Source organism: Pseudomonas hefeiensis, assembly GCF_030687835.1.
Lineage (GTDB): Bacteria > Pseudomonadota > Gammaproteobacteria > Pseudomonadales > Pseudomonadaceae > Aquipseudomonas > Aquipseudomonas hefeiensis.
Genome location: NZ_CP117449.1, coordinates 2,174,992 through 2,197,612, shown reverse-complemented (window position 1 = coordinate 2,197,612; position 22,621 = coordinate 2,174,992). Strand labels below are relative to the sequence as shown.

Below are 22,621 nucleotides of genomic sequence, written 5' to 3'. Positions count from 1 at the left end.
AAATCTGAGGGGGTCTCCGTGATCGCACTTTAGGCGACGCGGCCCTTCCACTCAGAACCATCCCGGATCATTGCGTTTAGACGTACCAGCAAGACACGCATGCATGCGATGAGCGCAACCTTGGCGCATTTACCTTTCTCGCGAAGCGCCTTATACCGCGCATTAAAGTCAGGCTGATACCTGATCACTGACCAGCAGGCCATGTACAGAGCGCCTAGCGGCGAACCTACCTCCGCTGATGTAGCGTTTGCCTTTGTGCGTGCCGCTATCGTCGTATAGGGGGCGATGCCTGCCAATGCAGCGATCTGATGCCGGCCAACCTCGCCAAGCTCAGGAAGATAGGCCATTACACTGGCCGCCGTAACCAGACCGATCCCCTTGACCGAACGCAGATGAGTAACTTTTTCACGGTCCAGGCTTTCAGCGCTTTGACGGATCAATTTTCTATCGACTTAACGGCTTCACACAGATAGCGATATGACTCTGCAACGCGGGTTTGACTGCCTCAGACGACGCTGTCTTAAGCCTGCGCTTGTCGTCATCTCTCTGCTGAACAAAGTTTTCCCGTTGCTGGACCAGTGCGCGCAAGTCGTCCTGTTCGACACTTGTGATCCGGCTGTTAGCAGATTTGATAACCGCTGCAAATTGCGCCAGGAGGCGCGCATCTATCGGGTCGGTTTTAGCTTGTTGTCCCATTGCTTTGGCAAAGCTCTGGCTCGCAGGGGTTGATCCGAATGACCTCAAAACCTGCAGCCTGAAGCGCTTTCATGACGTTTCGCTCGTAACCGCCAGTGGCTTCCAACAACACACGGGTGACCTGATGGAGCAGCAGCCAACCAATTAATCCAGGAAAATCATCTTCAGCGTTAGGGCAACTCACCCCAACATCTAAGAGATCAACCTGAACCTGAAGACTGTCTTTTGAAACATCAATACCTGCTGGATAGGAAAACATGGCCAAACCCTCTTACACTCAAGGTGAGAGCGCTCTGGCTTGGCCCACGCTTGTAACTGTTCGAGGTGGGCTCGTTCAACTGTTCGGGCTCAATGACCAGAGTGGAGAGGTGAGTGGCAGCATGGGCTCCCACACGTGCTTTAAGCACTTTCGGGCGTTCAGCTTGCCACCCACCGCTCTCACCTTCAGTCTAATCACGATGCAAGACACAAGCGGGCTTGCTCGCGAAGGCGCTGGCACATTCAACATCAATGTCGTTTTTGACACACCGCTTTCGCGAGCAAGCCCGCTCCCACAGGGGTCGGGGATGTCCGTGAAATTTAACCCTGCCCAAACACCTGCGAGGGCCTGCGCAACAGCGGGTCGAACGGATTGATCCGCGGCCCGATCTGGGCCGCCTCGCGCTTGAGCATTTCCACCACCGTCGGCAGGCGGTCCGGCCCCAGTCGATCACTCACGGTCGCCACACTCAACGCCGCCACGGCGCGGCCTTCCCGATCCAGGATCGGCACGGCCACCCCGGCCATGCCTTGCAACACGCCAGTATTGCGTCCGGCGTAGCCCAATGCGCGCACGCTCTCCACTTCCGTGCGCAGGAAGACTTCATCGTACAAATGAAAATCCTTGAGCCGTGGCAGGTTGTACTGGATCACCGTGTCGCGCTCTTCTTCCGGCAGGAACGCCAGGATCGCCAGGCTGCCCTGTCCCACGCCCAACGCCACGCGACCGCCAATGTCTCCGGTGAATGTGCGGATCGGGAAAGGACCTTCGCTGCGGTCCAGACAGATCGCATCGAAGCCGCTGCGCGCCAGCAGAAACAACGAATCCCCCAGGGACGCCGACAACCGCAGCATGGCTGGCCGCGTCAGCTCACGCAGGTTGCCGGTGTTCCCGGCACGCGCGGCCAAGGCAAAGAAGTCCAGGCTCAGGCGATAGCGTTTGCTGCGCGCGTCCTGCTCGACCATGCCCTCGTCCATCAGACTGCGCAACATGCGATGTGTGGTGGGTTGAGACAGGCCGATACGCTGAGCCAGTTGCGTGACCCGTTCCCCGCCCTCGACGGTGTCACCCAGGCTGCGCAACACGGCAAACAGTCTGGAGACCGCGCCAACCCCGACTTCGTTTTTCTCGCTATTCCGATCAGTGGAATCCTGCATGGATTTTCTCGTTAGTTAAATTTACTCACCGAAGTAAACTGAAAATAGTCGTCGTCTCAGTGAAATAGTCCATTGAGCCCATCCTATTCTTCGTCCTACTCTGCGTCCATACAGGGGCGATTCGAACAACAGCGGCAGCCGACTTAACATCGAGCGCCAACGCACCCCGCAGCATCCTTTCGTATCTGCCCATACAAAAAAGCGCGCCTTGTGGCGACGCATAACAATCTCAGGTGGAGCGCAATCATGGCTTTTGTGCAACTTGAAGGACTTGGCAAACGTTACGGCGACATCGATGCCGTGGTGGACACCCATCTCTCGGTGGAAAAAAGCGAATTCGTCTCACTGCTGGGTCCCTCCGGCTGCGGCAAAACCACCACCTTGCAAATGATCGCCGGCTTCGTTGAAGTCAGCAGTGGGCGCATCCTGCTGGACGGTCGCGATATCACCCATGCCAAGCCCGCCAGCCGGGGCCTGGGTGTCGTGTTCCAAAGCTACGCGCTGTTCCCCCACATGACCGTCAAGGACAACGTCGCCTTCGGCCTGCGCATGCGCAAAGTGCCCGGCGCCGAGCTGCAGCAACGGGTGGATCGGGTCCTGAAGCTGGTGCGTCTGGACCTGCACGCCGAGCGCTACCCACGGGAACTCTCGGGCGGCCAGCGTCAGCGCGTGGCACTGGCCCGGGCGCTGGTGATCGAACCGCCGGTGCTGCTGCTCGACGAACCGCTGTCCAACCTCGACGCCAATCTGCGCGAGGAGATGCAGTACGAAATCCGCCGCATTCAGCGGGAAGTCGGGATCACCACATTGATGGTGACCCACGACCAGTCCGAAGCACTGTCGATCAGTGACCGGGTCGTGGTGATGCAGGCCGGGCGTATCACTCAGATCGACGCGCCGTACACCCTCTACGAACACCCGCGCACCGAATTCATTTCCGGCTTCGTCGGCAAAGCCAACCTGCTACCCGGCGAACGCGACAGCCAGGGCAACGTTCAAGCTTGCAGCCAGGGCCACGGCCGATTGGTCCTGAGCCTGCGTCCAGAGAAAATCGATCTGTGCCAAGCCGGCTCGGGTCGCTTGCAAGGCGTCATCGTCAGCCGCTTCTTCCTCGGCAGCCAATGGCTGTACGGCGTCTCGACCAGCCTGGGCGAACTCAGCGTGGTGCGCCGCAACGATGGCTGCGCGCCGATGACCGAAGGCACGGCGGTGGGTCTTGACTGGGATCCGGCGCTGCTGCGCGTGCTGAGCGTGGACGAGGTGCCGGCATGAAGCTGATCGATGCAATGCGCCGGGGAAAACAAGGCTATCTGATGTCCGCCCCCGCCCTGGCCTGGTACCTGGGTCTGCTGGTCATTCCCTTGGGGCTGACGCTGGTGCTGTCGTTCAACGTCTTCGACTACGGCACGGGCATCGACGAAAACGCCTACACCCTCGACCACTACGTCAGCCTGCTGAGCGACCCGTACTATTACGAGATCTTTTTGCGCACACTCTGGATCAGCGCACTCACCACAATTTTGTGCGTACTGATCGGCGTGCCCGAGGCTTATATCCTCAGCCGCATGGGCGCGCCGTGGCGCTCGATTTTCCTCATTCTGATTCTCACGCCGCTGCTGATTTCGGTGGTGGTGCGGGCCTTCGGCTGGAGCCTGCTGCTGGGCGCCGACGGGTTGGTCAACCAGACTTTGCAAGCCTTCGGCGGCTCACCGATGAAGCTGCTCTATACGCCGTTTGCCGTGGTCATCGCCCTGGTGCATGTGATGCTGCCATTCATGATCATCCCGGTCTGGACCTCGCTGCAAAAGCTTGATCCAGCCGCCGAACAGGCCGCGTTGTCCTTAGGCGCGAGCCAGTTGACGGTGATGCGCAAGGTCGTGCTGCCGCAGATCATGCCTGGCGTATTGTCCGGCACCCTCATCGTATTCGGCCTCGCCGCCAGTTCCTTCGCCATTCCCGGTCTGCTCGGCGGACGCCGCCTGAAAATGGTCGCCACGCTGATCTATGACCAGTACCTGTCAGAGCTGAACTGGCCAATGGGCGCGGCCATTGCCGTCGCACTGCTGCTGCTCAACCTGCTGATCATGCTGTCGTGGAACCGCATGATCGAAGGCCGCTACAAGAAGTCATTGGGGTAACTCGTCATGTCCAGGAACGGTCCTTTCGCCCTGTTGTTTCATGCCCTGGTGGTGGTGTTCATGATGGCGCCGCTGGTGGTGGTCTGTCTTGTTGCCTTCACCCCGGAAAACACCCTGAGCCTGCCGACCACGGAGTTTTCTCTGCGCTGGTTCCGTGCGGTGTTCGAGCGCGCCGATTTTATCGATGCGTTCTACAACAGCCTGATTCTGGCGTTCAGCGCGGCGTCGCTGGCGACCTTGATCGCGGTGCCGGCAGCCCTGGCGATCACTCGGCTCCAATTCCCTGGCCGGGATTTTTTCAATGGTCTGTTCCTGTCGCCGATCATCATTCCGCACCTGGTACTGGGTGTGGCGCTGTTGCGGCTGTTTGCGCTGATGGGTGTGAACGGCAGCTTCACCTGGCTGATTTTCGCCCATGTGCTGGTGATTACACCGTATGTGCTGCGTCTGGTGCTGGCCTCGGCCATTGGCTTGGACCGCAGCGCCGAACAGGCCGCGCAATCGCTCGGGGCCGGGCGCTTCACGCTGTTTCGGCAAATCACCTTGCCAATGATTCTGCCCGGGGTGGCCGGAGGCTGGTTGCTGGCGTTCATCAACAGTTTCGATGAGGTCACCTTGTCGATTTTCGTCACTTCACCCGCCACACAAACCCTGCCGGTGCGCATGTATGTCTACGCCACCGAATCCATCGACCCGATGATGGCGGCGGTGTCGGCGCTGGTCATCGCGCTCACGGCGCTGACCATGACTGTGCTCGACCGGGTCTATGGCCTGGATCGGGTTTTGGTGGGCAAACAATGAGGGCGCCATGGCTCTGCTGAAACGACTGGCCGAAGGCGACCGCCCGGCCCTGGACTTTACCCTCGACGGCGAACCAGCCATCGGTCTGCTGGGCGACACCGTGCTCACCGCTGTGCTGACCTGCAGCGAACACTTGCGCGGCAGCGACTTCAGCGCCGAGCCCCGGGCCGGTTTCTGCCTGATGGGCGCCTGCCAGGATTGCTGGGTCCGCCTGGGCGATGGCCGCCGCGTGCGCGCCTGCTCGACGCTACTTGAAGCCGGCCAGCAAATCAGCCGCGAACCGGGGCGCCAGCCATGAACAATGCCGTCTGGGATGATCCCATCGCGAGCAGGCTCGCTCCCACAGGAGACTTGCGGCGCTCTCAGAATCAAGCACCACCGTCGCCCCCATGTGGGAGCGAGCCTGCTCGCGATGGCTGCGACGATAACACCATAAATCCCACAGCATCGCCAACGGGGTGGCTATGAAGCCGGTCACCATCATCGGAGCCGGCCCGGCGGGTATCCGCGCCGCCCAGACCCTGGTCGCCCACGGCGTATACCCGATCCTGCTGGACGAAGCCGCACGCGGTGGCGGACAGATCTATCGGCAACAACCGGCCAATTTCAAACGCTCGCCGGCCAAGTTGTATGGCTTTGAGGCGCACAAAGCCAGTGCCCTGCACCAAACCTTCAACGAGTTGCGCGAACAGCTCGATTATCGGCCAGACACGCTGGTGTGGAACGCCGAGGCCGGTCTGCTGGATACCTTGCATGAGGGCCGCGCCGCACGCCTGGAGTACGCCAGCGTGATCGTCGCAACGGGCGCCACCGACCGAATCCTGCCAGTGCCTGGATGGACACTGCCGGGTGTGTACAGCCTGGGCGCGGCGCAGATTGCCCTGAAGTTCCAGGGTTGTGCCATCGGCGAACGGGTGGTGTTCGCTGGCAGCGGCCCGTTGCTTTATCTGGTGGCTTATCAGTACGCCAAGGCCGGCGCGAAGGTGGTCGCGGTACTCGACAGCTCGCCCTTGAGCGCCCAGGCTCGCGCCCTGCCCGGCCTGCTGGCCCAACCGGCCACACTGGCCAAGGGGCTCTACTATCGCGCCTGGCTGACCAGCCACGGCATCGCCGTACACCAGGGGGCGAGCCTGACGCGGATCGACGGAGAACGGCGCGTCCAGTCACTGAAATGGCGCAACAGCAAAGGCTTGCAATCACTCGATTGCGACGCGGTAGCCTTCGCCCACGGCTTGCGCAGCGAAACTCAACTGGCTGACCTGCTGGGCTGCGAATTTTCCTGGAACCCCCTTAACCGCGCCTGGCTGCCACAGCGCGACCATGCCGGTCGCAGCAGCGTGCCGGGGATCTACCTGGCGGGCGACGGCGCTGGAATCATGGGCGCCGACGCCGCTGAAATAGCCGGCGAACGTGTAGCCCTGGCCTTGCTCGAAGACCTCGGCTACCTGATCGACCCGCAGCGTTGCACCCAACTGGAACAATCGCTGGAACGCATCGGCCGTTTCCGACAGAGCCTGGAGCACGCCTTTGTCTTCCCCTCGGACTGGGCCGTCCACGCCGCTGACGACCTGATGATCTGCCGCTGCGAAGAAGTCAGCGCAGGCGAGATCCGCCGGGTAGTGGGTGAAGGTCATTGGGAAATCAACCGGGTCAAGGCCCATTGCCGGGTCGGCATGGGGCGTTGCCAAGGGAGAATGTGTGGCGCGGCAGCGGCGGAAATCATTGCCCGCGAAAGCGGGCGCCCCATCGGCGAAATCGGCCGGATGCGGGCACAGGCGCCGGTCAAACCCGTACCGTTTGGCCTGGAGGTCGAGCCATGATCGAAGTGGATGTCGTGATCATTGGCGGCGGTATCGTCGGCGCCTCGGCCGCGCTGTTCCTGAGCAAAGCCGGACGCCGGGTGGCATTGCTGGAGCGAGACTTCTGCGGTTCGCACTCCAGCGGTGTCAACTACGGCGGGGTGCGGCGCCAGGGTCGACCGTTGTCACAACTGCCGCTGTCGCAACGGGCCCATGAAATCTGGAGCCAGTTGCCGCAGTTGATCGGCATCGATGGAGAGTACCAGCGCAGTGGTCACCTGAAACTGGCCCGTAGCCCCGACGACCTGCGGGCCCTGCACGCCTACGCCGCCAACAGCCAGGGCTTCGGCCTTGATCTGCAACTGCTGGACCGTGACCAGTTGCGCGCCCGTTTCCCCTGGGTCGGCGCAGTTGCGGTGGGAGCATCCCTCTGTCCGGACGACGGCCACGCCAACCCACGACTGGTGTCCCCGGCATTTGCCCAGGCGGCCCGCAGGCACGGCGCACAGATCCACGAACAATGCGCAGTCAGCCATGTGGAACATGACGGCCAGCGCTTTACTGTGCATACCGTAACGGGACTGGTGCTTCAGGCTCCCTGGCTGCTGAACTGCGCGGGGGCCTGGGCGAGCCATTTTGCCGCGCAATTTGGCGAAGCGGTGCCGATGCATGCCGGGCATCCGGCGATGCTGGTCACCGAGCCGTTACCTTTGGTGATGGATGCCAGCACCGGCGTGGAGGGCGGTGGTATCTACGCGCGCCAGGTCGCCCGCGGTAACTGCGTGCTGGGGGGCGGTCAAGGTTTTGCCCTGGACGATGCCCGCGCCCGCCCCGGCCAGAACGCAGTGATCGAAATCCTGCGTCAAGCCGTCGAGCTCTACCCTTTTTTGGAGGGTGCCCAGGCCATTCGTACCTGGAGCGGCACCGAAGGTTACCTGCCCGATCGCCAACCGGTGATCGGCCACAGCAGCACCCAACCCGGCCTGTTGCATGCGTTCGGCTTTGCCGGCGCGGGTTTTCAGATCGGTCCCGCGGTGGGCCAGGCGCTCACCGAGATCATCTGCTGCGGCGCGTCAAAAACGTCGCTGGATGCGTTTTCAATCACCCGGTTTCACTCCATCTCCGTTGCTTGATAGAGGAAGGTCGCGCCAATGAATAACGTCAAACGCACTGCACTGTTCGGTTTTTGCTCGTTGGGTTTCTCCTGCCTGGGCGCCCTGCTCCCGGTCACCCAGGCGCTGGCCGAGCCGACGCTTTACCTGGGCATGAACGGCGGGACCATGGAGCGGCTTTACGCCGACAAGGTCTTGCCGGCCTTCGAAAAAGCCAACAACGTCAAAGTGGTGATCGTGCCCGGCACCTCCGCCGACATCCTGGCGAAAGTCCAGGCCAGTAAAGGCAACCCGCAAATGCACGTGATGTTCCTCGACGACGGCATCATGTACCGCGCCATTGCCATGGGGCTGTGCGACAAGCTCGAGAACAGCCCGTCCCTGGCCCAGATTCCGACCAAGGGCCGGATCAAGGATCAAGCCGTGGCCGTCAGCCTCGGTGTCACGGGCCTTGCCTACAACACTCGGTTGTTCAAGGAAAATGGCTGGAATGCGCCCACCTCCTGGATGGACATGGCCGATCCGCGCTTCAAGGACAAACTGGTGTTCCAATCGCTGGCCTCCTCGACCTTCGGCCTGCACGGCTTTTTGATGTTCAACCGGATCCAGGGCGGCAGCGAAGCCGACGTCGAACCGGGCTTCAAGGCCTGGCCAAACACCGTCGGACGTAACGTGCTGGAATATATCCCCAGCTCAGCAAAGATCTCCGAAATGCTGCAGACCGACGAAGCCGCGCTGTTCCCGTTGACGCCGACCCAAGTGACCGCACTCAAACTCAAGGGCATGCCGGTCGAGTATGCGCAACCCAAGGAGGGCGCGGTGGTGCTCAACGTCGCTGAATGCGCCATCGCCCAGAACACCCAGCCTGAACTGGCGCAAAAGCTCGCCGCCTTCCTGCTGACGCCCGAGGCCCAGGCGATCGCCCTTGAAGAAGGCGACCAGATCCCGTCCAACCCCACTACGCCGACCACCGACAAAACCCGCGGCCAGGTAGAGGCGATGAAGCAGTACCTGGAAACGGCGATTGCGGTGGATTGGGACCAGGTCAACGAGCAACGCCCAGCCTGGAACGCGCGCTGGAACCGCAGCGTCGAGCGCTAGACACATTTGTGGGAGCAAGGCTTGCCCGCGATGAAGGCAACGCGGCCTGCGAGAAAGCGAGGTGCCTGAATCGCGGACAAGCCTTGCTCCCACAGATAAAACCTTCGCCACAGGGTTTTGTGTTGGGCTGATTATTGGTTAACTGTGGGGCTTCGGGCTTTATGCCCGCCCCTTGATCAGCAGCGAACCTCTCATGCACACCCTCGCCCAACTGCGCGCCGGCCATCTGTCCGGCATCAAACGGCTGGATCTGTCCTGCGGCCTGACGCAGTTCCCCCCGGAAATCTTCGACCTGGCCGACTCGCTCGAAGTCCTCAATCTCAGCGGCAACCGGTTGGCTGCGCTGCCCGATGATCTGCATCGGCTGAGCCGCCTGCGAGTGTTGTTCTGCTCGGACAACCACTTCGTTGAACTGCCCGAATGCCTGGGCCGTTGCGCGGAATTGACCATGGTCGGCTTCAAGGCCAACCGCATCGAACGCGTGCCCGGCGCTGCCCTGCCACCGCTGTTACGCTGGTTGATCCTGACGGACAACCGTATCAGTCAGTTACCGCAAGAACTCGGCCAACGCCCGCACTTGCAAAAGCTCATGCTGGCTGGCAACCGATTGCAGCAGTTGCCCACGAGCCTGGGCCAGTGCCATCGCCTCGAACTGCTGCGCATCGCCGCCAATCAGCCAACCGAGCTGCCGCAATGGTTGCTGGAGTTGCCAAGCCTGAGCTGGCTGGCCTATGCCGGCAACCCGTTGGAAACCCAGGCCAATGCCGACGTCCTGGCCGGGACGACGCCCATCGACTGGTCGCAACTGAACGTGCAACAACAGTTAGGCGAAGGCGCTTCAGGGGTGATTCATCAGGCACTGTGGCAACCACCGGGCCAGGTCGCGCGAAACGTCGCGCTCAAGCTGTACAAAGGCCAGATGACCAGCGACGGCTCGCCGTTGCATGAAATGCATGCCTGCATCACCGCAGGTCGGCACCCGAACCTGATTGACGTGCTGGGCCAGATCACCGGGCACCCCGAACAACAGGCCGGATTGGTGATGGCATTGATCGAGCCCAGCTACCGCAACCTGGCGGGGCTACCGAGCCTGGAGTCCTGCACCCGTGACATGTATGACGCCAAGCTGCGCTTGAGTGCCCCCGTGGCCTTGCGTATCGCCCTGGGCATCGCCTCGGTGGCGGCGCACCTGCACCGCCAGGGCATCACCCACGGCGATTTGTACGGGCACAATATTCTTTGCAATGACCAGGGCGATTGCCTGTTGGGCGACTTTGGCGCGGCGTCTTTCCACGCCACTGCCGACACCGTGCAAACCCGTGCGTTACAACGCATCGAAGTGCGGGCGTTCGGGATTCTGCTGGGGGAACTGCTGGCGCGCATCGATCGGGAACTCGGTGCCGAGGATATGGCACCGCTGCAGGATTTACAGGCGCGCTGCTGTCAGCCAGACGTACTGGCGCGGCCGGGGTTTGATGAGATTGAAGGCTTACTGCGCGACTGTGGCGAGGAAGCTTGCTCCCTCGCCACAGTAGGCTGTAGTGCTTAGCCGGCCAACCCGACAAACATGTCCTGCACGTCATCGTGGTTGTCCAGGCCCTCAAGAAACGCTTCGACTTCGGCCATCTGCTCGTCCGTCAGACCACTGACCGGGTTTTTCGGCTGGTAACCGAGCTTGGCAGACAATACGGTGAAACCTTGCTCCGGCAGCGCCTTCTGCACCGCATCAAGGTCGGAGGGATCTGTGAGAAACAGCGTCGCGCCGTCTTCGCCCGGTTCGAAATCCTGGGCACCGGCCTCGATAGCCGCCATTTCCGGATCGGCGTCCGGGCTGTCCGGGGAAGCCTCGATCATGCCGACATGGTTGAAATCCCACGCAACCGAACCCGAGGCACCCAATTGGCCTTTGCGGAACGCAACGCGAATCTCGGCGACGGTGCGGTTGATGTTGTCGGTCACGCATTCGACGATCAGCGGCACCTGATGCGGTGCGAACCCCTCGTAGGTCACACGGTGGTATTGCACGGTTTCGCCGAGTTGGCCGGAACCTTTCTTGATCGCGCGCTCCAGGGTTTCGCGGGGCATCGAGGCCTTCTTCGCCTGCTCAACCACCAGCCGCAGGTGTGCATTGGTGGCGGTGTCAGCGCCGTTGCGCGCGGCAATGGTGATTTCTTTCACCAGTTTGCCGAAGATCTTGCCCTTGGCATTGGCAGCCGCTTCTTTGTGTTTAACCTTCCACTGTGCGCCCATTACTCACTCTCTTGTCTGTCACGCCGAGACATCTGCTGGCCGGCGCTGTGGCGCAAGTTTATACGGCCTAAACCGGCTGATCGACCAAAAAATTGTCCCTGATGAATCAACATTTCCCCAGCGTGTTGTAGGGAATTTCCGAAACAACGATTCGCCGCCCCCTTTCATCCCGTGGTTCCGTACTCTCATGACCTTCTCCCCCAGCAAGTAAGAACGGCGATGCGCAACGACACGGAAAGTCCCTTCAGCCTGACACTCACGCAAAGCAACTTGCGACTGCAAGTACTGAGGTTCAACGGTCGCGAAGCCCTTAACCAGCCGTACCGCTTCGACCTTGAATTGATTGGCCTGGCGCCGCCGATCAATCCCGACACTCTGTTGGGCCAGCCAGCCTTCCTGCGACTGGATGGCGAATCCGGCGTGCATGCAATTGTGCAAAGCGTCGGCCTGACTGCTCATGCATCGCATCGCATCGGCTATCGTTTGACGCTGGTTCCTTACCTGCAGCGTCTGGAACAGGGACCGCGGCGGCGGGTTTTCTATCGACTCAACGTAGTGCAGATACTGCATCGCCTGTTGGAAGACCACGCGCTAGCCGCCCACCGTTACCGCTTCGATCTGCCACATGGGCAGTACCCCTGCCGCCCGTTCTGTATCCAGTACGATGAGAGCGACCTGGAGTTGCTGCACCGGTTGTGCGAGGAAGAAGGCATTCATTACCACTTCGAACACACCCCCCATGATCATGTCCTGGTGTTCGCCGAAGACCCAAAAAGCTTCTGCGCGCGTCCGGTCGAACTCACCCTGCGCCCCGATGCCGGCCAGCAGCCGGCCATCAAGCAGTTGTACCAGCGTCACCACTCACTGGCGCCTGGCCTGCCGCTCGGGTGCAGTGATCGCGAGATAACCCAAGTCGGCGACAGCGCGGCGAACCACGCCTTCGAAGGTGAAAACCACGAGACGATACGGGGCAATCCGGCGCTGGCTCATCGTTATCAAGCCGGCCGCCGGAAACTTGAGCGGCTGCGCTGTCGACAGCGGGAGATCCAAGGGCACAGCACCCACCCGGTCCTGCGCAGTGGCCATATCGTGCAGATCTGTGAACATCCGGTCTCCAACTTCAACGACCAATGGCTGATCACCGAAATCCAGCACCGCGGGCGGCAGTTTTCCATCCTTGAAACGAACCAGCCGCGCACACCGGCAACTCGGGACTACCGTAACCGGTTCTCTGCCATTCCATGGTCCACCGTCTTCAGGCCGGCCCTCAAGCACCCCAAACCATGCATCCCCGGTTACCACCTGGCCCATGTGCTCGGCCCTGCCGGTCAGCCGGCCGGCCGCGATGAGCGCGGTCATGTCACCGTCAGCCTGTGGACGCCGGATAGCGAAGGCATCACGCTGCCGGTGTCGCGACTGACGCTGCACGACGGCCCAGCCTTGATGGCCGGCAGCGAAGTGCTGGTGAGTTTTCTCGACGGCGACCCCGACAGGCCGGTGCTATGCCTGGGGGGAGTCGATACCGGCGGTGGACAATCTCCTACGCCGCCGAAACCGGTGCAGGACCACAATGATGCGAGACCTCTATTGGATTGGCTCCTGAACCCGCCAGACCTGACGCCCTGACATCTCTGCTTGTTCCCGCGCGGCTGCGTAACAGCCCGCCGTCATGTGAATGTATTGACCGGGATTTCATGCTGGCAAACGTGATCTGGCTCAAGCAAACCTAGCGAAACGGGCTTACAGTAAAAAGCACAACGCCGCTCAAGACGGTGCTTTACCTGATGACTGGAGATACCTGCATGCCCTGGAAAAGCTCGGAAAACCGCTACAGCACCGTCACGGTCGCCTTGCACTGGCTGATGTTGATTCTGCTGGCCGTGGTTTATGCCTGCATCGAACTGCGAGGGATATTCCCCAAGGACAGTGACGGCCGAACCCTGATCAAGGAAGCGCACTTCATGCTCGGCCTGACGGTGTTTGTGCTGGTCTGGTTACGCCTGTTCGCCCGCAGCAGGGGGAAGGCTCCGGCCATTTTTCCCGCCTCGCCTGCCTGGCAGATCTTCCTTGCACACCTGATGCACTGGGCGTTGTACCTGTTCATGATCACCATGCCACTGCTGGGATGGCTGATCACCAGTGCCAAAGGACATCAGGTGATGTTCTATGGTTTCGACTTGCCGCTGCTGATCGATCAGGACAAAGACTTTGCCAAACAACTGGAGGGCTGGCATGAGTTGGGGGGCACTATCGGCTACTGGCTGATTGGCCTGCATGCTCTGGCGGGGCTATACCACCACTACATCGTGCGTGATAACACCCTGTTGCGGATGATGCCCAAACGAGGCTGACGCCGGTCATTCAAACCCTCGGCGGCCTTGCAAGCCGCCGGTGTGTACGAAAATCAAGCGGGTGCCGCAGGCAAACTGTCCGGCCTCGACCCGAGCCTTGAGCAACATCAACGCCTTGCCGGTGTACAGCGGCTCCAGTTCGATGGCGCCAGTGGCCTGGATGAAGGCGACGAGCTCGGCGTCGACCCGGGCGAAGCCGCCACGGCTGCCGTCGAACAACTCATAACGCGCATTGCCAAGGCCCGCTGGCCCCACAATGCTCTCGACCTGCTGTGCCACGCCGTGGTCCTGAGGCACGGCCAATACACCGTAGACCGCACGCTGCCCCGCTTCGGCCAGCACCAGCCCCGCCAATGAGGTTCCGGTGCCGCAGGCCAGCCACCAACCGTGATAATCCGCCCACCCCAACGCCGCCAGTTGTTCACGGGCACTGGTCACCCAAGCCATGCAGCCTTGGGCACCGGGTAATCCTGAACCACCCTCGGGCACCGGGTGCAAATGCGGATATTGCGCCTGCCAGGGCAGCCAGAAATCCGCGGCGTGCCGCCCTCGGTACCCGCCATAACCCAGCCAGTGCAGATCCATGTCGAACGCTTTCAAGTCGAGGACCGTCGGCGTTTCCTGGGGATGGCCGCGCAGCAGCCCGACCGTTGGGAACCCGAAGCGCTTGCCCGCAGCGGCCAGCGCATGCAGATGGTTGGAATAGGCACCGCCCAGACTCATGATCCCCTGGGCACCGGCCTCATGAGCAGCGCGCACATGGTGAACCAGCTTGAACCACTTGTTGCCGCTGATCAGTGGATCGATCTGGTCCAGACGCAACACCGCCACTTCAACTCCGGCACGGGCGAGCCAGTCCAGATGAAGGGGTTCCAGGCGGGGTTGTGGGTGCCAGTCGAGGCAGGAAAGCAACATTGCAGCAGGCCGAATCGGGACAAGCTGCAAGCTTAACAGCTCGGTCGTGATGACCTGCGTGTCTGTGCTCATTGCAACCTCCTGTGGGAGCGAGCCTGCTCGCGATGACGGTGGGTCAGTAAACTCTCATGCAACTGGCTCATCGCTATCGCGAGCAGGCTCGCACACAGGGGCTCAGGCGCCCGCAGATTCGGTGTCTTACAACTGCGCCGCCAATCGCGACCCCTGGTTGATCGCCCGCTTGGCATCCAGCTCCGCCGCGACGTCGGCACCGCCAATGAGATGAACAGTTTGCCCCGCCGCTTCCAAGCCTTGCTGCAACTCGCGCAACGGATCCTGGCCGGCGCAAATCACAATGTTGTCCACTGCCAGCAGTTGCGGCTCGCCGGCCTCACCGATACGAATGTGCAAGCCTTCGTCGTCGATTTTCAGGTACTCGACGCTGTTGAGCATTTGCACCTGCTTGTTCTTCAGCCCCGTGCGGTGAATCCAACCGGTGGTCTTGCCCAGGCCGTCGCCAACCTTGGACTTCTTGCGCTGCAGCAGGAACACCTGGCGCGCCGGGGCATGGGGCTCGGCCTTGATCCCGGCGACCCCGCCGCGAGCCTGGAGCCGGGTATCGATGCCCCACTCCTTCCAGAACGCTGCACGGTCCTGGCTAGTGGCTATGCCCTGATGAACCAGAAACTCCGACACATCGAAGCCGATACCACCGGCGCCGATCACCGCGACACTGCGGCCCACCGGCTTGCGCTCCAGGATCACGTCCAGGTAGCTCAGCACCTTGGCATGCTCCACACCAGGGATCGCCGGTACTCGCGGGGCAATACCGGTGGCCAGGATGATCTCGTCGAAACCACCGGCAACCAATTGCGCCACATCCACCCGTGTGTTGAGGCACAGCTCGACGTTGCTGGTCTGCAGTTTGCGCTTGAAATAGCGCAGGGTTTCGAAGAACTCTTCCTTGCCTGGCACCCGCTTGGCGATGTTGAACTGGCCGCCAATTTCGCTGGCCGAATCGAACAGCGTCACCTGATGCCCCCGTTCGGCCGCCACGGTGGCTGCGGACAAACCGGCCGGGCCGGCACCGACCACAGCGATTTTTTTCACCTGGGTGACCGGCAAGTAATTGAGTTCGGTTTCATGGCACGCCCGTGGGTTCACCAGGCAACTGGTGAGCTTGCCGCCGAAGGTATGGTCAAGGCAGGCCTGGTTGCAGCCGATGCAGGTGTTGATTTCATCCGCGCGCCCGGCGGCAGCCTTGTTGACGAACTCCGGATCGGCCAGGAACGGCCGCGCCATGGACACCATGTCAGCGTCGCCTTCGGCCAGGATCTGCTCGGCCACTTCAGGGGTGTTGATGCGGTTGGTGGTGATCAGCGGAATACTCACCGAACCGCGCAGTTTGGCGGTGACCTTGCTGAACGCCGCTCGCGGAACCTTGGTGGCGATGGTTGGAATCCGCGCCTCGTGCCAGCCGATACCGGTGTTTATGATCGTCGCCCCGGCCTGCTCGATGGCTTTGGCCAATTGAACGATTTCGTCCCAGCTGCTGCCGCCTTCCACCAGGTCGAGCATCGACAGGCGAAAGATGATGATGAAGTTGGGCCCGACCGCCTCACGCACCCGACGCACGATTTCCACCGGCAGGCGCATACGATTCTCGTAGCTGCCGCCCCAGCGATCGGTGCGGTGGTTGGTATGGGCCGCCAGGAACTGGTTAATGAAATAACCTTCCGAGCCCATGATCTCGACACCGTCGTACTCGGCTTTTTGCGCCAGGACCGAGCAAGTAACGAAATCACTGATTTGTTTCTCGATACCCTCCTCGTCCAGCTCCTTGGGCTTGAACGGGTTGATCGGCGCCTGGATCGCGCTCGGTGCCACCTGCTTGGGGCTGTAGGCGTAGCGCCCGGCGTGGAGAATCTGCATGCAAATCTTGCCGCCGGCCTCGTGTACGGCACGGGTAACAATCTGGTGCTTGAGGGCTTCTTCCTCGGTAGTCAGCTTGGCCGCGCCAGAGTACACGCCGCCCTCGTCGTTCGGCCCGATTCCGCCGGTGACCATCAGCCCCACGCCGCCACGCGCACGCTCGGCAAAATACGCCGCCATGCGCTCGAAACCACCGGGTTTTTCTTCAAGACCAGTGTGCATCGACCCCATCAGGGTGCGGTTGCGCAACGTGGTAAAACCCAGGTTCAGCGGGGCCAGCAGGTGCGGGTAATGAGGGGCGGTCATCGATAACTCCACAACGGGCGATCACGGAAAAATGTGGAGGCTCTGCGGCTTCCATCAGTCATACCAGACAGCCTAAGAGCCGAGAGGTGCGTGCTCAATGGCCGTAACTGACAACTTAATGATCCAAATGCGCAACGCCCCTTGGCAACACCCCGTCGTGGGCCCTACCCTAGTCAGTGAATCCGCACACGGCCGCTGACTGTTCCCCATGCGCAAACTTCTGTACCTACTGTTGTCACTGGCCTTGATTGCCGCCCTGATCACCTACGCACTGTGGACGGTGGATCGTCCGGCGGGTCATTACCTGTCAGACCTTCGCATCAATCTGGCGGTTGACCAGGGCACCCCCGCCGATCGAGGCAACTTGCTGGGCATCCAGCCCGAACTGTTCCCCACCGACTACCAGAACCCCGAACGCCTGCATCGCAAACTCGCGGCCTATCTTCAGGCCGCTCGTGACCAGGGTTTGCTCAATGACAAAACCGTGGTGGTGTTGCCCGAGCACATTGGCACCTGGCTGATGGTCAGCGGTGAAAAAGACGAGTTGTATCAGGCCGCCACGTTGAAGGAAGCCATGAATTGGCTGGCGGTCAGCAACCCGCTGGCGTTCGTCCGGGCGCTGGTCAGCGCACAAGGTGACAACCGACTGGACGATGCTTACCTGCGCATGAAAGCCGACACCATGGCCCGTGACTACCAGGCACTGTTCGGTGGACTCGCCAAGGAGTTCGGCGTGACCCTGGTGGCCGGCTCCATCGTGCTGCCCGAGCCAAGCGTCAGCGATGGCGAACTGAAGGTGGGCCGCGGCGCGCTGTACAACAGTAGCCTGGTGTTCGGCAGCGACGGTCGGCCGCTGGGCCAGCCACAGCGCCAACAGCATCCTGTGTTCGAGCAACAGGGCGTGCTTGGGCCAGACCAGCCGGACACAATCAGCGTCGTCGACACCCCTGCCGGTCGCCTGGGCGTGCTGATCGGCAGCGACAGTTGGTACCCGCTCCACTATCGGCAGCTTAATGAACAAGGTGCGCAACTGGTGGCGGTGCCTGCGTTCGTCAACGGTCGCGATGCTTGGGACAAACCCTGGAGTGGCTATAAAGGGCTGCCCACGCCGAGCGAAGTCAGCCTCAAGCCTGGGGAAGTGAGTGAAGGCCAGGCCTGGCATCGCCTGACATTGACCAGCCAGCCGCCCAGCAGCCAGGCCAGGGGCGGCATCAGTGTCTTCCTGCGAGGGCAGTTCTGGGACAGCGGCAGCGCCGGGCGCAGTTTCATCAGCCATAAAGGTGAGCATTTCTCCGACGGCGAAGCCCGTGGTGCCCGCCTGCTGAACCTGTGGCTGTAACACCATGAAACCGCAACCGATGCGGTTGGGAGACTTATCAGTCAGCTTCGTCCATAGCCTGGCCGACGCGGTGGCCAGCCATGGGCAAGATCCCCAGCCGTTGCTCGAACAATACGGTCTGGATGCAGCACGGCTGGCCGAACCCGGGGCTCGCCTGTCGATCCCGCGTTACATGCGCCTGGGCCATGCAGCCATCCAACAGACCCAGGACCCTGCCTTGGGTTTGCGCATGGGCCAACTTAGTCGCTTGAGCCAGGCCGGGCTGGCGGGCGTGACTGCAGCCCAAGCGCCGACGGTGCGCGAAGCCGCGCGGTGCATGATCCGCTTTGAGCCGCTGTACGGCTCCAACTATCGCGGTCAGTCGAGTTTTCATGAGGACGCCCGAGGCGCGTGGCTGCGGTTCTATTCCATCAGCCCCTATAACGCCTACAACCGCTTTGTCGTGGATTCGATCATCGCCGGCTGGCTTGCGCAGCTGTCCTGCGTTTGTGGCGTCGCGCTGAGGGCTGAACGTATAGAAATCGAGTTCGAAGAACCGGCATACCTGGAAGCCTATCGCGCGGTCGGTGACTGTCCGATCCAGTTCGGCGCCGAACACAATCAGCTGCGCCTGGGGCTGGACAGTCTCGCCCAACGCAACCCCCAGCATTGCCCTGGCACCTGGCGACACCTGATTCAGCTGTGTGAACGGGAACTGGAGCAGTTGACCCGCACCCGCAGCCTGCGCGAGCGCATCATCCAACTGCTGGGGCCGTTGCTCAACGGCGGCCGGGAACCCGACCTGGAAGAAGTGGCGGCGCGTCTGAAGCTGCCAACCTGGACACTGCGTCGCAAACTGGCCGAAGAAGGCACGCAATTTCGCGCAATCCTCAACGACACCCGCCGCGACCTGGCCATGACCTACATTCGCGACACTGAACTGGCATTCGGCGAAATCGCTTACCTGCTGGGATTCGCCTCAGCCGAGGCATTTCAACGCGCCTTCAAGCGCTGGAACAACCAGACTCCTGGAGAGTTTCGGCGCAGTCGTAGAAGCACTTAAGCTTCAAGCTTACAACTTATAGCTTGATCTACAACTCCGTCGCATCTTCGGCGGGTTCCAAGGGATCGAGCTCATACGCCTGATATTCCAGCAGCTCTTCCTGATATTCATCCATCTTGAGTCCTTCCCCTACGTAACGTTGAAACCGATGCCTGATGGCGCTGGAATCAGCATAAAGCCGCTTTATGAACAAAACATGAAGCAAAAGCTTCATGAATTAAACGTAGCACAGCGTTGGGAAATTACTGTTTGCAGGTGTGGCAAGGGATTTCCACCCTTGCCACTGAGTATCAAGAGGCGGGAAGCGGCTGGATTGGCTCGGAGGGAGCCGGCAAGGTGCTGGAGGGTGGCGGTGTAATGGCTTGCGTCGACGATTCTGGCTCGGATGATTCAGGTTCGCTGGGTGCGATGGGTGCGGGCTCGGCCGGCGGCGCGACCGGCTCCGAACTTGCAGGAGAAGTCTCGACAGGCGCGGGCGTGGCCTCCTCTACCGGCGCGACAGGCGCTGGTGCCGGTTCGGGCGCAGGTTCCGGCTCAGGAGCAGGAGCAGGAGCAGGAGCAGGTACGGGCATCGGGGCAGGTTCTGGAGTAGAAACCGGTGACAACGTCGCCGGCTCGACCCGGGTTTCCGGAACGCCCAGCTCCGCTTTGGGTTTTTCGGTTTCTTCCACGGGTTTCTTCGCCTCGGGAGGCAGGAACAGCTCCACGAGGGCAAAGAAACGTTCATAGAATTTGGCCGACGAGACGGTTTCGCTGGCAACTTTGACCATCGAATCATCGGACGAACCGATCGGCATCGAAACCGACCCCAGCACCCCCACGCCCAGGCTCGCGGAATTGTTGGTTTTCTTCAGTGCATAACGGTCCTGCAAGGCATTGGCAAACATGGTCGCACGGTGTCCGGGACCGCCGTCTTCAGCACAGACCAGATTGAAACTGATCTCCATATGGGTTTCGCCGGTCTGCTGAAAACTCTTGTGACCGCTGACCAGCTTCGGATCGCTGCTGGTAATGATGTAGCCCTGGCTGAGTAACGCCCGGCGTCCAGCTTCGCAGGTCGCCGCATCATTCACTGAATAGGAGCGCGAGAACGTACCGGAATCATCGAAGTTTTCATGCTCGTAGATAGCGGTTTTCTTCGACGAGCAACCGACTGCTGTAGCCAGCACCAGTGCAAGCCCGACGGTGCGCATATGAAATGATCTGAACATTGAACATCCTGAGGAAAACGATCCGGGGCGTATTGTGCAACAGAACGCTGGGAGGCAGCGTGGCTAATCTTGTCTCAAAGGGGTTACAAGTCTACTGGGGGTTACAGGCCGGAAAAAGACGCGAACTCGATGGCCCGACGAAGATAGCGTCCGATGCAACACACAGACACAAAAAACCCGGCCTTTCGGCCGGGTCGTTTTGGGGCAAGCCATCAGGGCACTTAGAAGCGCTCGATGTCCGCCTCACTTTCCAATTGCTTGCGGTAAGCAGCGAAGTCCTGCTGGCCGACACGAGAGGCGAGATAGCGTCGATACTGAGCTTTCTCCTCGTCAGTCGGCGCCGCCGCTTCGTTTACACCATTCAAACGCACGACGACCAAGCTACCGTCGGGCAACGTCACACTGCTGAACGTCGGCTTGTCTTTCGACTCGGGCTTCGGCATCCGGAACAACGCCTGCAGTACCGCCGGGTCGATACCTTCCTGGCTGCGGGTCGCCGCTTCGATGACTTTCCAGCTCTGACCTTCGACAGGTTTGTCCAAGGCAGTCTTACCGTCGCGCAGACCGGCGATCAGCTCATCGGCCCGGGTCTTGGCCGCAGCGCTGGCATGCTCCTTGGCCAGTTGAGTGCGAATGGCACCCTCCACGCTTTCCAGCGGCAGTTGCTCAGGCTTGCGGTGTTCCTTGGCTCGTAGCACCACGACGGTTTCCGGGTCCAGCTCGATGGCGGTGCTGTTAGCCCCTTCATCCAGTACCTCCGGGCTGAACGCGGCGGTGATCACCGCGCGGTTGGCCGCGATCCCTTCCCCACCCTCACGGCCGAACGGCGCCGACGTGTGAACGGTCAGTTTCAGGTCCTGGGCTGGCTGCGCCAAGTCGGAGGCTTCATAGGAGGCATCCTCCAGTTCCTTGGTTGCCTCCACGAAACGCTGCTCAACCTGCTGGGTTTTCAGCTCGCGGACAAGCTTGTCCTTGAGGCTGGCAAAGGTAGGCACTTCAGGTGCTTCGACACCCAGCAGCTTGATCAGGTGATAACCGAAATCGGTGCGCACCGGTGCCGAAACCTGATCCTTGCTCAAGGCATACAGCGCTTTCTCGAACTCCGGATCGTAGACGCCCGGACCGGCATAACCGAGGTCGCCGCCATTATTCGCAGAGCCAGGGTCCTGGGAGAACTCTTTGGCCAAAGCCTCAAACGATTCGCCCTTGGCCAGACGAGCCTGAATCTCTTCGATCTTGGCCTTGGCCTGGGCTTCGGTAACCTTGTCGTTCACTTCAATCAGGATGTGCGCAGCGCGACGCTGTTCGGACAGGTTCGCGATTTCTTTCTGATAGGCCGCCTGCAGATCTTCGTCCTTGACGCTGACCTGATCGAAGAAGGAAGACTTTTTCAGCTCGAGATAGTCGATGACCACCTGATCGGGCGTCATGAACTCCTTGGCATGTTTGTCGTAGTAAGCCTTGACCTCATCGTCGGTCAGCTTCACCGCCGACGAGTCGGCCTTGATATTCAAGGTGGCGAAATCACGGGTCTGTTTTTCCAGACGGGCAAAGGCCAACACCTGGGTATCGGTGACGAATCCACTGCCAGCCAGACCTGCGCGCAACTGGCCGATCAGCATTTCCTGAGCCAGCATCTGGCGAAATTGCATGCGGCTGTAACCCAGTTGGCGGATCACCTGATCAAAACGCTCGGCACTGAATTTGCCATCGACCTGAAACTCAGGCGTTTGCAGGATCACCTGGTCCAACGCGGCTTCAGAGAAAGCGAATTTCGAATCTTGCGCGCCTTGCAACAACAGCTTGCGATCAATCAGGCCCTTGAGCGCTGAGTCGCGCAGCATTTTCTCGTCCAGCATCGAAGCGTCGAAATCCTTGCCCAGCTGTTGCATGAGCTGACGGCGTTGCATGTCGACCGCCTGGCTCAGCTCGTTCTGGCTGATCTCTTCGCCGTTGACCTTGGCTGCGTCATTGCTGTTGGTGGTGGCTTGAAAAATGGCATCGAAACCGGTCAACGCCATCAATACGACGATGACCCCGATGATGGCTTTGGCAATCCAGCCTTGTGAATTGTCCCTGATATTCTGCAGCATGCGTCCCCCAGAAACGGTTGAACTTCAAATTTAGGCAACCGTGGAGCGTGGGTAGAATCCGGATAGAAGAAAGGCGCATCCGAGGATGCGCCTTCTCGTAACTGGCGGAGCGGACGGAC

The 22,621-nt window shown here is 60.9% G+C and carries 22 protein-coding genes; 12 read left to right on the top strand and 10 right to left on the bottom strand.

The window, feature by feature from the left end:
* Window positions 1-29: 29 nt before the first annotated feature.
* From PSH57_RS09765 to PSH57_RS09755, 4 genes are all read right to left on the bottom strand, one after another.
* Complete coding sequence (locus PSH57_RS09765) at window positions 30-440, bottom strand: transposase (RefSeq protein ID WP_305444871.1); 411 nt, start codon at window positions 438-440, stop codon at window positions 30-32.
* Window positions 441-444: 4 nt separating this feature from the next.
* Window positions 445-696 carry an IS110 family transposase gene (locus PSH57_RS29450; RefSeq protein ID WP_479692301.1) on the bottom strand — a complete coding sequence of 84 codons (252 nt, stop codon included), beginning with the start codon at window positions 694-696 and terminating at the stop codon, window positions 445-447.
* Window positions 680-955, bottom strand: a complete 276-nt coding sequence (locus PSH57_RS29445; RefSeq protein WP_479692300.1) for an IS110 family transposase — start codon at window positions 953-955, stop codon at window positions 680-682. The genes PSH57_RS29450 and PSH57_RS29445 overlap by 17 nt, the downstream gene beginning before the upstream one ends.
* 320 nt (window positions 956-1,275) lie before the next feature.
* Window positions 1,276-2,112 carry an IclR family transcriptional regulator gene (locus tag PSH57_RS09755; protein WP_305389212.1) on the bottom strand — a complete coding sequence of 279 codons (837 nt, stop codon included), beginning with the start codon at window positions 2,110-2,112 and terminating at the stop codon, window positions 1,276-1,278.
* Window positions 2,113-2,358: 246 nt separating this feature from the next.
* Here PSH57_RS09755 and PSH57_RS09750 point away from each other — a divergent pair, with 246 nt between their 5' ends.
* From PSH57_RS09750 to PSH57_RS09715, 8 genes are all read left to right on the top strand, one after another.
* Window positions 2,359-3,384, top strand: a complete 1,026-nt coding sequence (locus tag PSH57_RS09750) for an ABC transporter ATP-binding protein (protein ID WP_305389211.1) — start codon at window positions 2,359-2,361, stop codon at window positions 3,382-3,384.
* Window positions 3,381-4,250, top strand: coding sequence for an ABC transporter permease (locus tag PSH57_RS09745; protein WP_305389210.1), 870 nt, complete (start codon window positions 3,381-3,383; stop codon window positions 4,248-4,250). The genes PSH57_RS09750 and PSH57_RS09745 overlap by 4 nt, the downstream gene beginning before the upstream one ends.
* A gap of 6 nt (window positions 4,251-4,256) precedes the next feature.
* Entirely contained in the window at window positions 4,257-5,051 is a 795-nt protein-coding gene (locus PSH57_RS09740) for an ABC transporter permease (RefSeq protein WP_305389208.1), read from the top strand.
* 7 nt (window positions 5,052-5,058) lie between these two features.
* The gene (locus PSH57_RS09735) at window positions 5,059-5,349 is read left to right on the top strand and encodes a (2Fe-2S)-binding protein (RefSeq protein ID WP_305389207.1); all 291 of its coding nucleotides are present in this window, start codon (window positions 5,059-5,061) and stop codon (window positions 5,347-5,349) included.
* A gap of 166 nt (window positions 5,350-5,515) precedes the next feature.
* Window positions 5,516-6,871 (top strand): FAD/NAD(P)-dependent oxidoreductase, encoded by a 1,356-nt coding sequence (locus tag PSH57_RS09730; protein WP_305389206.1) that lies wholly within the window; start codon window positions 5,516-5,518, stop codon window positions 6,869-6,871.
* Entirely contained in the window at window positions 6,868-7,983 is a 1,116-nt protein-coding gene (locus PSH57_RS09725) for an NAD(P)/FAD-dependent oxidoreductase (RefSeq protein WP_305389205.1), read from the top strand. Before PSH57_RS09730 ends, PSH57_RS09725 begins: the two co-directional genes overlap by 4 nt.
* An 18-nt stretch (window positions 7,984-8,001) precedes the next feature.
* Complete coding sequence (locus PSH57_RS09720) at window positions 8,002-9,063, top strand: ABC transporter substrate-binding protein (protein WP_305389204.1); 1,062 nt, start codon at window positions 8,002-8,004, stop codon at window positions 9,061-9,063.
* Between the two features lie 193 nt (window positions 9,064-9,256).
* Window positions 9,257-10,612, top strand: a complete 1,356-nt coding sequence (locus tag PSH57_RS09715; RefSeq protein WP_305389203.1) for a leucine-rich repeat-containing protein kinase family protein — start codon at window positions 9,257-9,259, stop codon at window positions 10,610-10,612.
* Here the strand turns inward: PSH57_RS09715 and PSH57_RS09710 are convergent.
* Entirely contained in the window at window positions 10,609-11,313 is a 705-nt protein-coding gene (locus PSH57_RS09710; RefSeq protein ID WP_092400591.1) for a YebC/PmpR family DNA-binding transcriptional regulator, read from the bottom strand. The genes PSH57_RS09715 and PSH57_RS09710 overlap by 4 nt on opposite strands.
* A gap of 219 nt (window positions 11,314-11,532) precedes the next feature.
* Here PSH57_RS09710 and PSH57_RS09705 point away from each other — a divergent pair, with 219 nt between their 5' ends.
* Both PSH57_RS09705 and PSH57_RS09700 read left to right on the top strand, forming a co-directional pair.
* Window positions 11,533-12,939, top strand: a complete 1,407-nt coding sequence (locus PSH57_RS09705) for a type VI secretion system Vgr family protein (RefSeq protein WP_305389201.1) — start codon at window positions 11,533-11,535, stop codon at window positions 12,937-12,939.
* 176 nt (window positions 12,940-13,115) lie between these two features.
* The gene (locus tag PSH57_RS09700; RefSeq protein WP_305389200.1) at window positions 13,116-13,664 is read left to right on the top strand and encodes a cytochrome b; all 549 of its coding nucleotides are present in this window, start codon (window positions 13,116-13,118) and stop codon (window positions 13,662-13,664) included.
* Between the two features lie 6 nt (window positions 13,665-13,670).
* Here PSH57_RS09700 and PSH57_RS09695 read toward each other — a convergent pair whose 3' ends face one another.
* Together PSH57_RS09695 and PSH57_RS09690 are read right to left on the bottom strand one after the other, a co-directional pair.
* Window positions 13,671-14,579, bottom strand: coding sequence for a 1-aminocyclopropane-1-carboxylate deaminase/D-cysteine desulfhydrase (locus tag PSH57_RS09695; protein ID WP_305390339.1), 909 nt, complete (start codon window positions 14,577-14,579; stop codon window positions 13,671-13,673).
* 198 nt (window positions 14,580-14,777) lie between these two features.
* Entirely contained in the window at window positions 14,778-16,817 is a 2,040-nt protein-coding gene (locus tag PSH57_RS09690) for an oxidoreductase (RefSeq protein WP_305389199.1), read from the bottom strand.
* A 208-nt stretch (window positions 16,818-17,025) separates the two neighbouring features.
* Here PSH57_RS09690 and PSH57_RS09685 point away from each other — a divergent pair, with 208 nt between their 5' ends.
* Window positions 17,026-18,156 carry a carbon-nitrogen hydrolase family protein gene (locus tag PSH57_RS09685; protein WP_305389198.1) on the top strand — a complete coding sequence of 377 codons (1,131 nt, stop codon included), beginning with the start codon at window positions 17,026-17,028 and terminating at the stop codon, window positions 18,154-18,156.
* A gap of 4 nt (window positions 18,157-18,160) precedes the next feature.
* Window positions 18,161-19,198: an AraC family transcriptional regulator gene (locus PSH57_RS09680; RefSeq protein WP_305389197.1), complete on the top strand. Its 1,038-nt coding sequence runs from the start codon at window positions 18,161-18,163 to the stop codon at window positions 19,196-19,198.
* Window positions 19,199-19,226: 28 nt separating this feature from the next.
* Here the strand turns inward: PSH57_RS09680 and PSH57_RS09675 are convergent, their stop codons facing one another.
* From PSH57_RS09675 to PSH57_RS09665, 3 genes are all read right to left on the bottom strand, one after another.
* A complete protein-coding gene (locus PSH57_RS09675; protein WP_305390507.1) occupies window positions 19,227-19,412 on the bottom strand; it encodes a hypothetical protein in 186 nt (61 codons plus the stop codon).
* 76 nt (window positions 19,413-19,488) lie between these two features.
* Window positions 19,489-20,409, bottom strand: a complete 921-nt coding sequence (locus PSH57_RS09670) for a DUF2242 domain-containing protein (protein ID WP_305389196.1) — start codon at window positions 20,407-20,409, stop codon at window positions 19,489-19,491.
* Window positions 20,410-20,630: 221 nt separating this feature from the next.
* Window positions 20,631-22,502, bottom strand: a complete 1,872-nt coding sequence (locus PSH57_RS09665; protein WP_305389194.1) for a SurA N-terminal domain-containing protein — start codon at window positions 22,500-22,502, stop codon at window positions 20,631-20,633.
* Window positions 22,503-22,621: the final 119 nt, after the last annotated feature.

Bases quoted from the DNA above. Each gene is read 5' to 3' on its own strand.
- PSH57_RS29450 (WP_479692301.1), bottom strand. From the start codon at position 696: ATGGGACAACAAGCTAAAACCGACCCGATAGATGCGCGCCTCCTGGCG.
- PSH57_RS29445 (WP_479692300.1), bottom strand. From the start codon at position 955: ATGTTTTCCTATCCAGCAGGTATTGATGTTTCAAAAGACAGTCTTCAG.
- PSH57_RS09755 (WP_305389212.1), bottom strand. From the start codon at position 2,112: ATGCAGGATTCCACTGATCGGAATAGCGAGAAAAACGAAGTCGGGGTT.
- PSH57_RS09750 (WP_305389211.1), top strand. From the start codon at position 2,359: ATGGCTTTTGTGCAACTTGAAGGACTTGGCAAACGTTACGGCGACATC.
- PSH57_RS09745 (WP_305389210.1), top strand. From the start codon at position 3,381: ATGAAGCTGATCGATGCAATGCGCCGGGGAAAACAAGGCTATCTGATG.
- PSH57_RS09740 (WP_305389208.1), top strand. From the start codon at position 4,257: ATGTCCAGGAACGGTCCTTTCGCCCTGTTGTTTCATGCCCTGGTGGTG.
- PSH57_RS09735 (WP_305389207.1), top strand. From the start codon at position 5,059: ATGGCTCTGCTGAAACGACTGGCCGAAGGCGACCGCCCGGCCCTGGAC.
- PSH57_RS09730 (WP_305389206.1), top strand. From the start codon at position 5,516: ATGAAGCCGGTCACCATCATCGGAGCCGGCCCGGCGGGTATCCGCGCC.
- PSH57_RS09725 (WP_305389205.1), top strand. From the start codon at position 6,868: ATGATCGAAGTGGATGTCGTGATCATTGGCGGCGGTATCGTCGGCGCC.
- PSH57_RS09720 (WP_305389204.1), top strand. From the start codon at position 8,002: ATGAATAACGTCAAACGCACTGCACTGTTCGGTTTTTGCTCGTTGGGT.
- PSH57_RS09715 (WP_305389203.1), top strand. From the start codon at position 9,257: ATGCACACCCTCGCCCAACTGCGCGCCGGCCATCTGTCCGGCATCAAA.
- PSH57_RS09710 (WP_092400591.1), bottom strand. From the start codon at position 11,313: ATGGGCGCACAGTGGAAGGTTAAACACAAAGAAGCGGCTGCCAATGCC.
- PSH57_RS09705 (WP_305389201.1), top strand. From the start codon at position 11,533: ATGCGCAACGACACGGAAAGTCCCTTCAGCCTGACACTCACGCAAAGC.
- PSH57_RS09700 (WP_305389200.1), top strand. From the start codon at position 13,116: ATGCCCTGGAAAAGCTCGGAAAACCGCTACAGCACCGTCACGGTCGCC.
- PSH57_RS09695 (WP_305390339.1), bottom strand. From the start codon at position 14,579: ATGTTGCTTTCCTGCCTCGACTGGCACCCACAACCCCGCCTGGAACCC.
- PSH57_RS09690 (WP_305389199.1), bottom strand. From the start codon at position 16,817: ATGACCGCCCCTCATTACCCGCACCTGCTGGCCCCGCTGAACCTGGGT.
- PSH57_RS09685 (WP_305389198.1), top strand. From the start codon at position 17,026: ATGCGCAAACTTCTGTACCTACTGTTGTCACTGGCCTTGATTGCCGCC.
- PSH57_RS09680 (WP_305389197.1), top strand. From the start codon at position 18,161: ATGAAACCGCAACCGATGCGGTTGGGAGACTTATCAGTCAGCTTCGTC.
- PSH57_RS09675 (WP_305390507.1), bottom strand. From the start codon at position 19,412: ATGAAGCTTTTGCTTCATGTTTTGTTCATAAAGCGGCTTTATGCTGAT.
- PSH57_RS09670 (WP_305389196.1), bottom strand. From the start codon at position 20,409: ATGTTCAGATCATTTCATATGCGCACCGTCGGGCTTGCACTGGTGCTG.
- PSH57_RS09665 (WP_305389194.1), bottom strand. From the start codon at position 22,502: ATGCTGCAGAATATCAGGGACAATTCACAAGGCTGGATTGCCAAAGCC.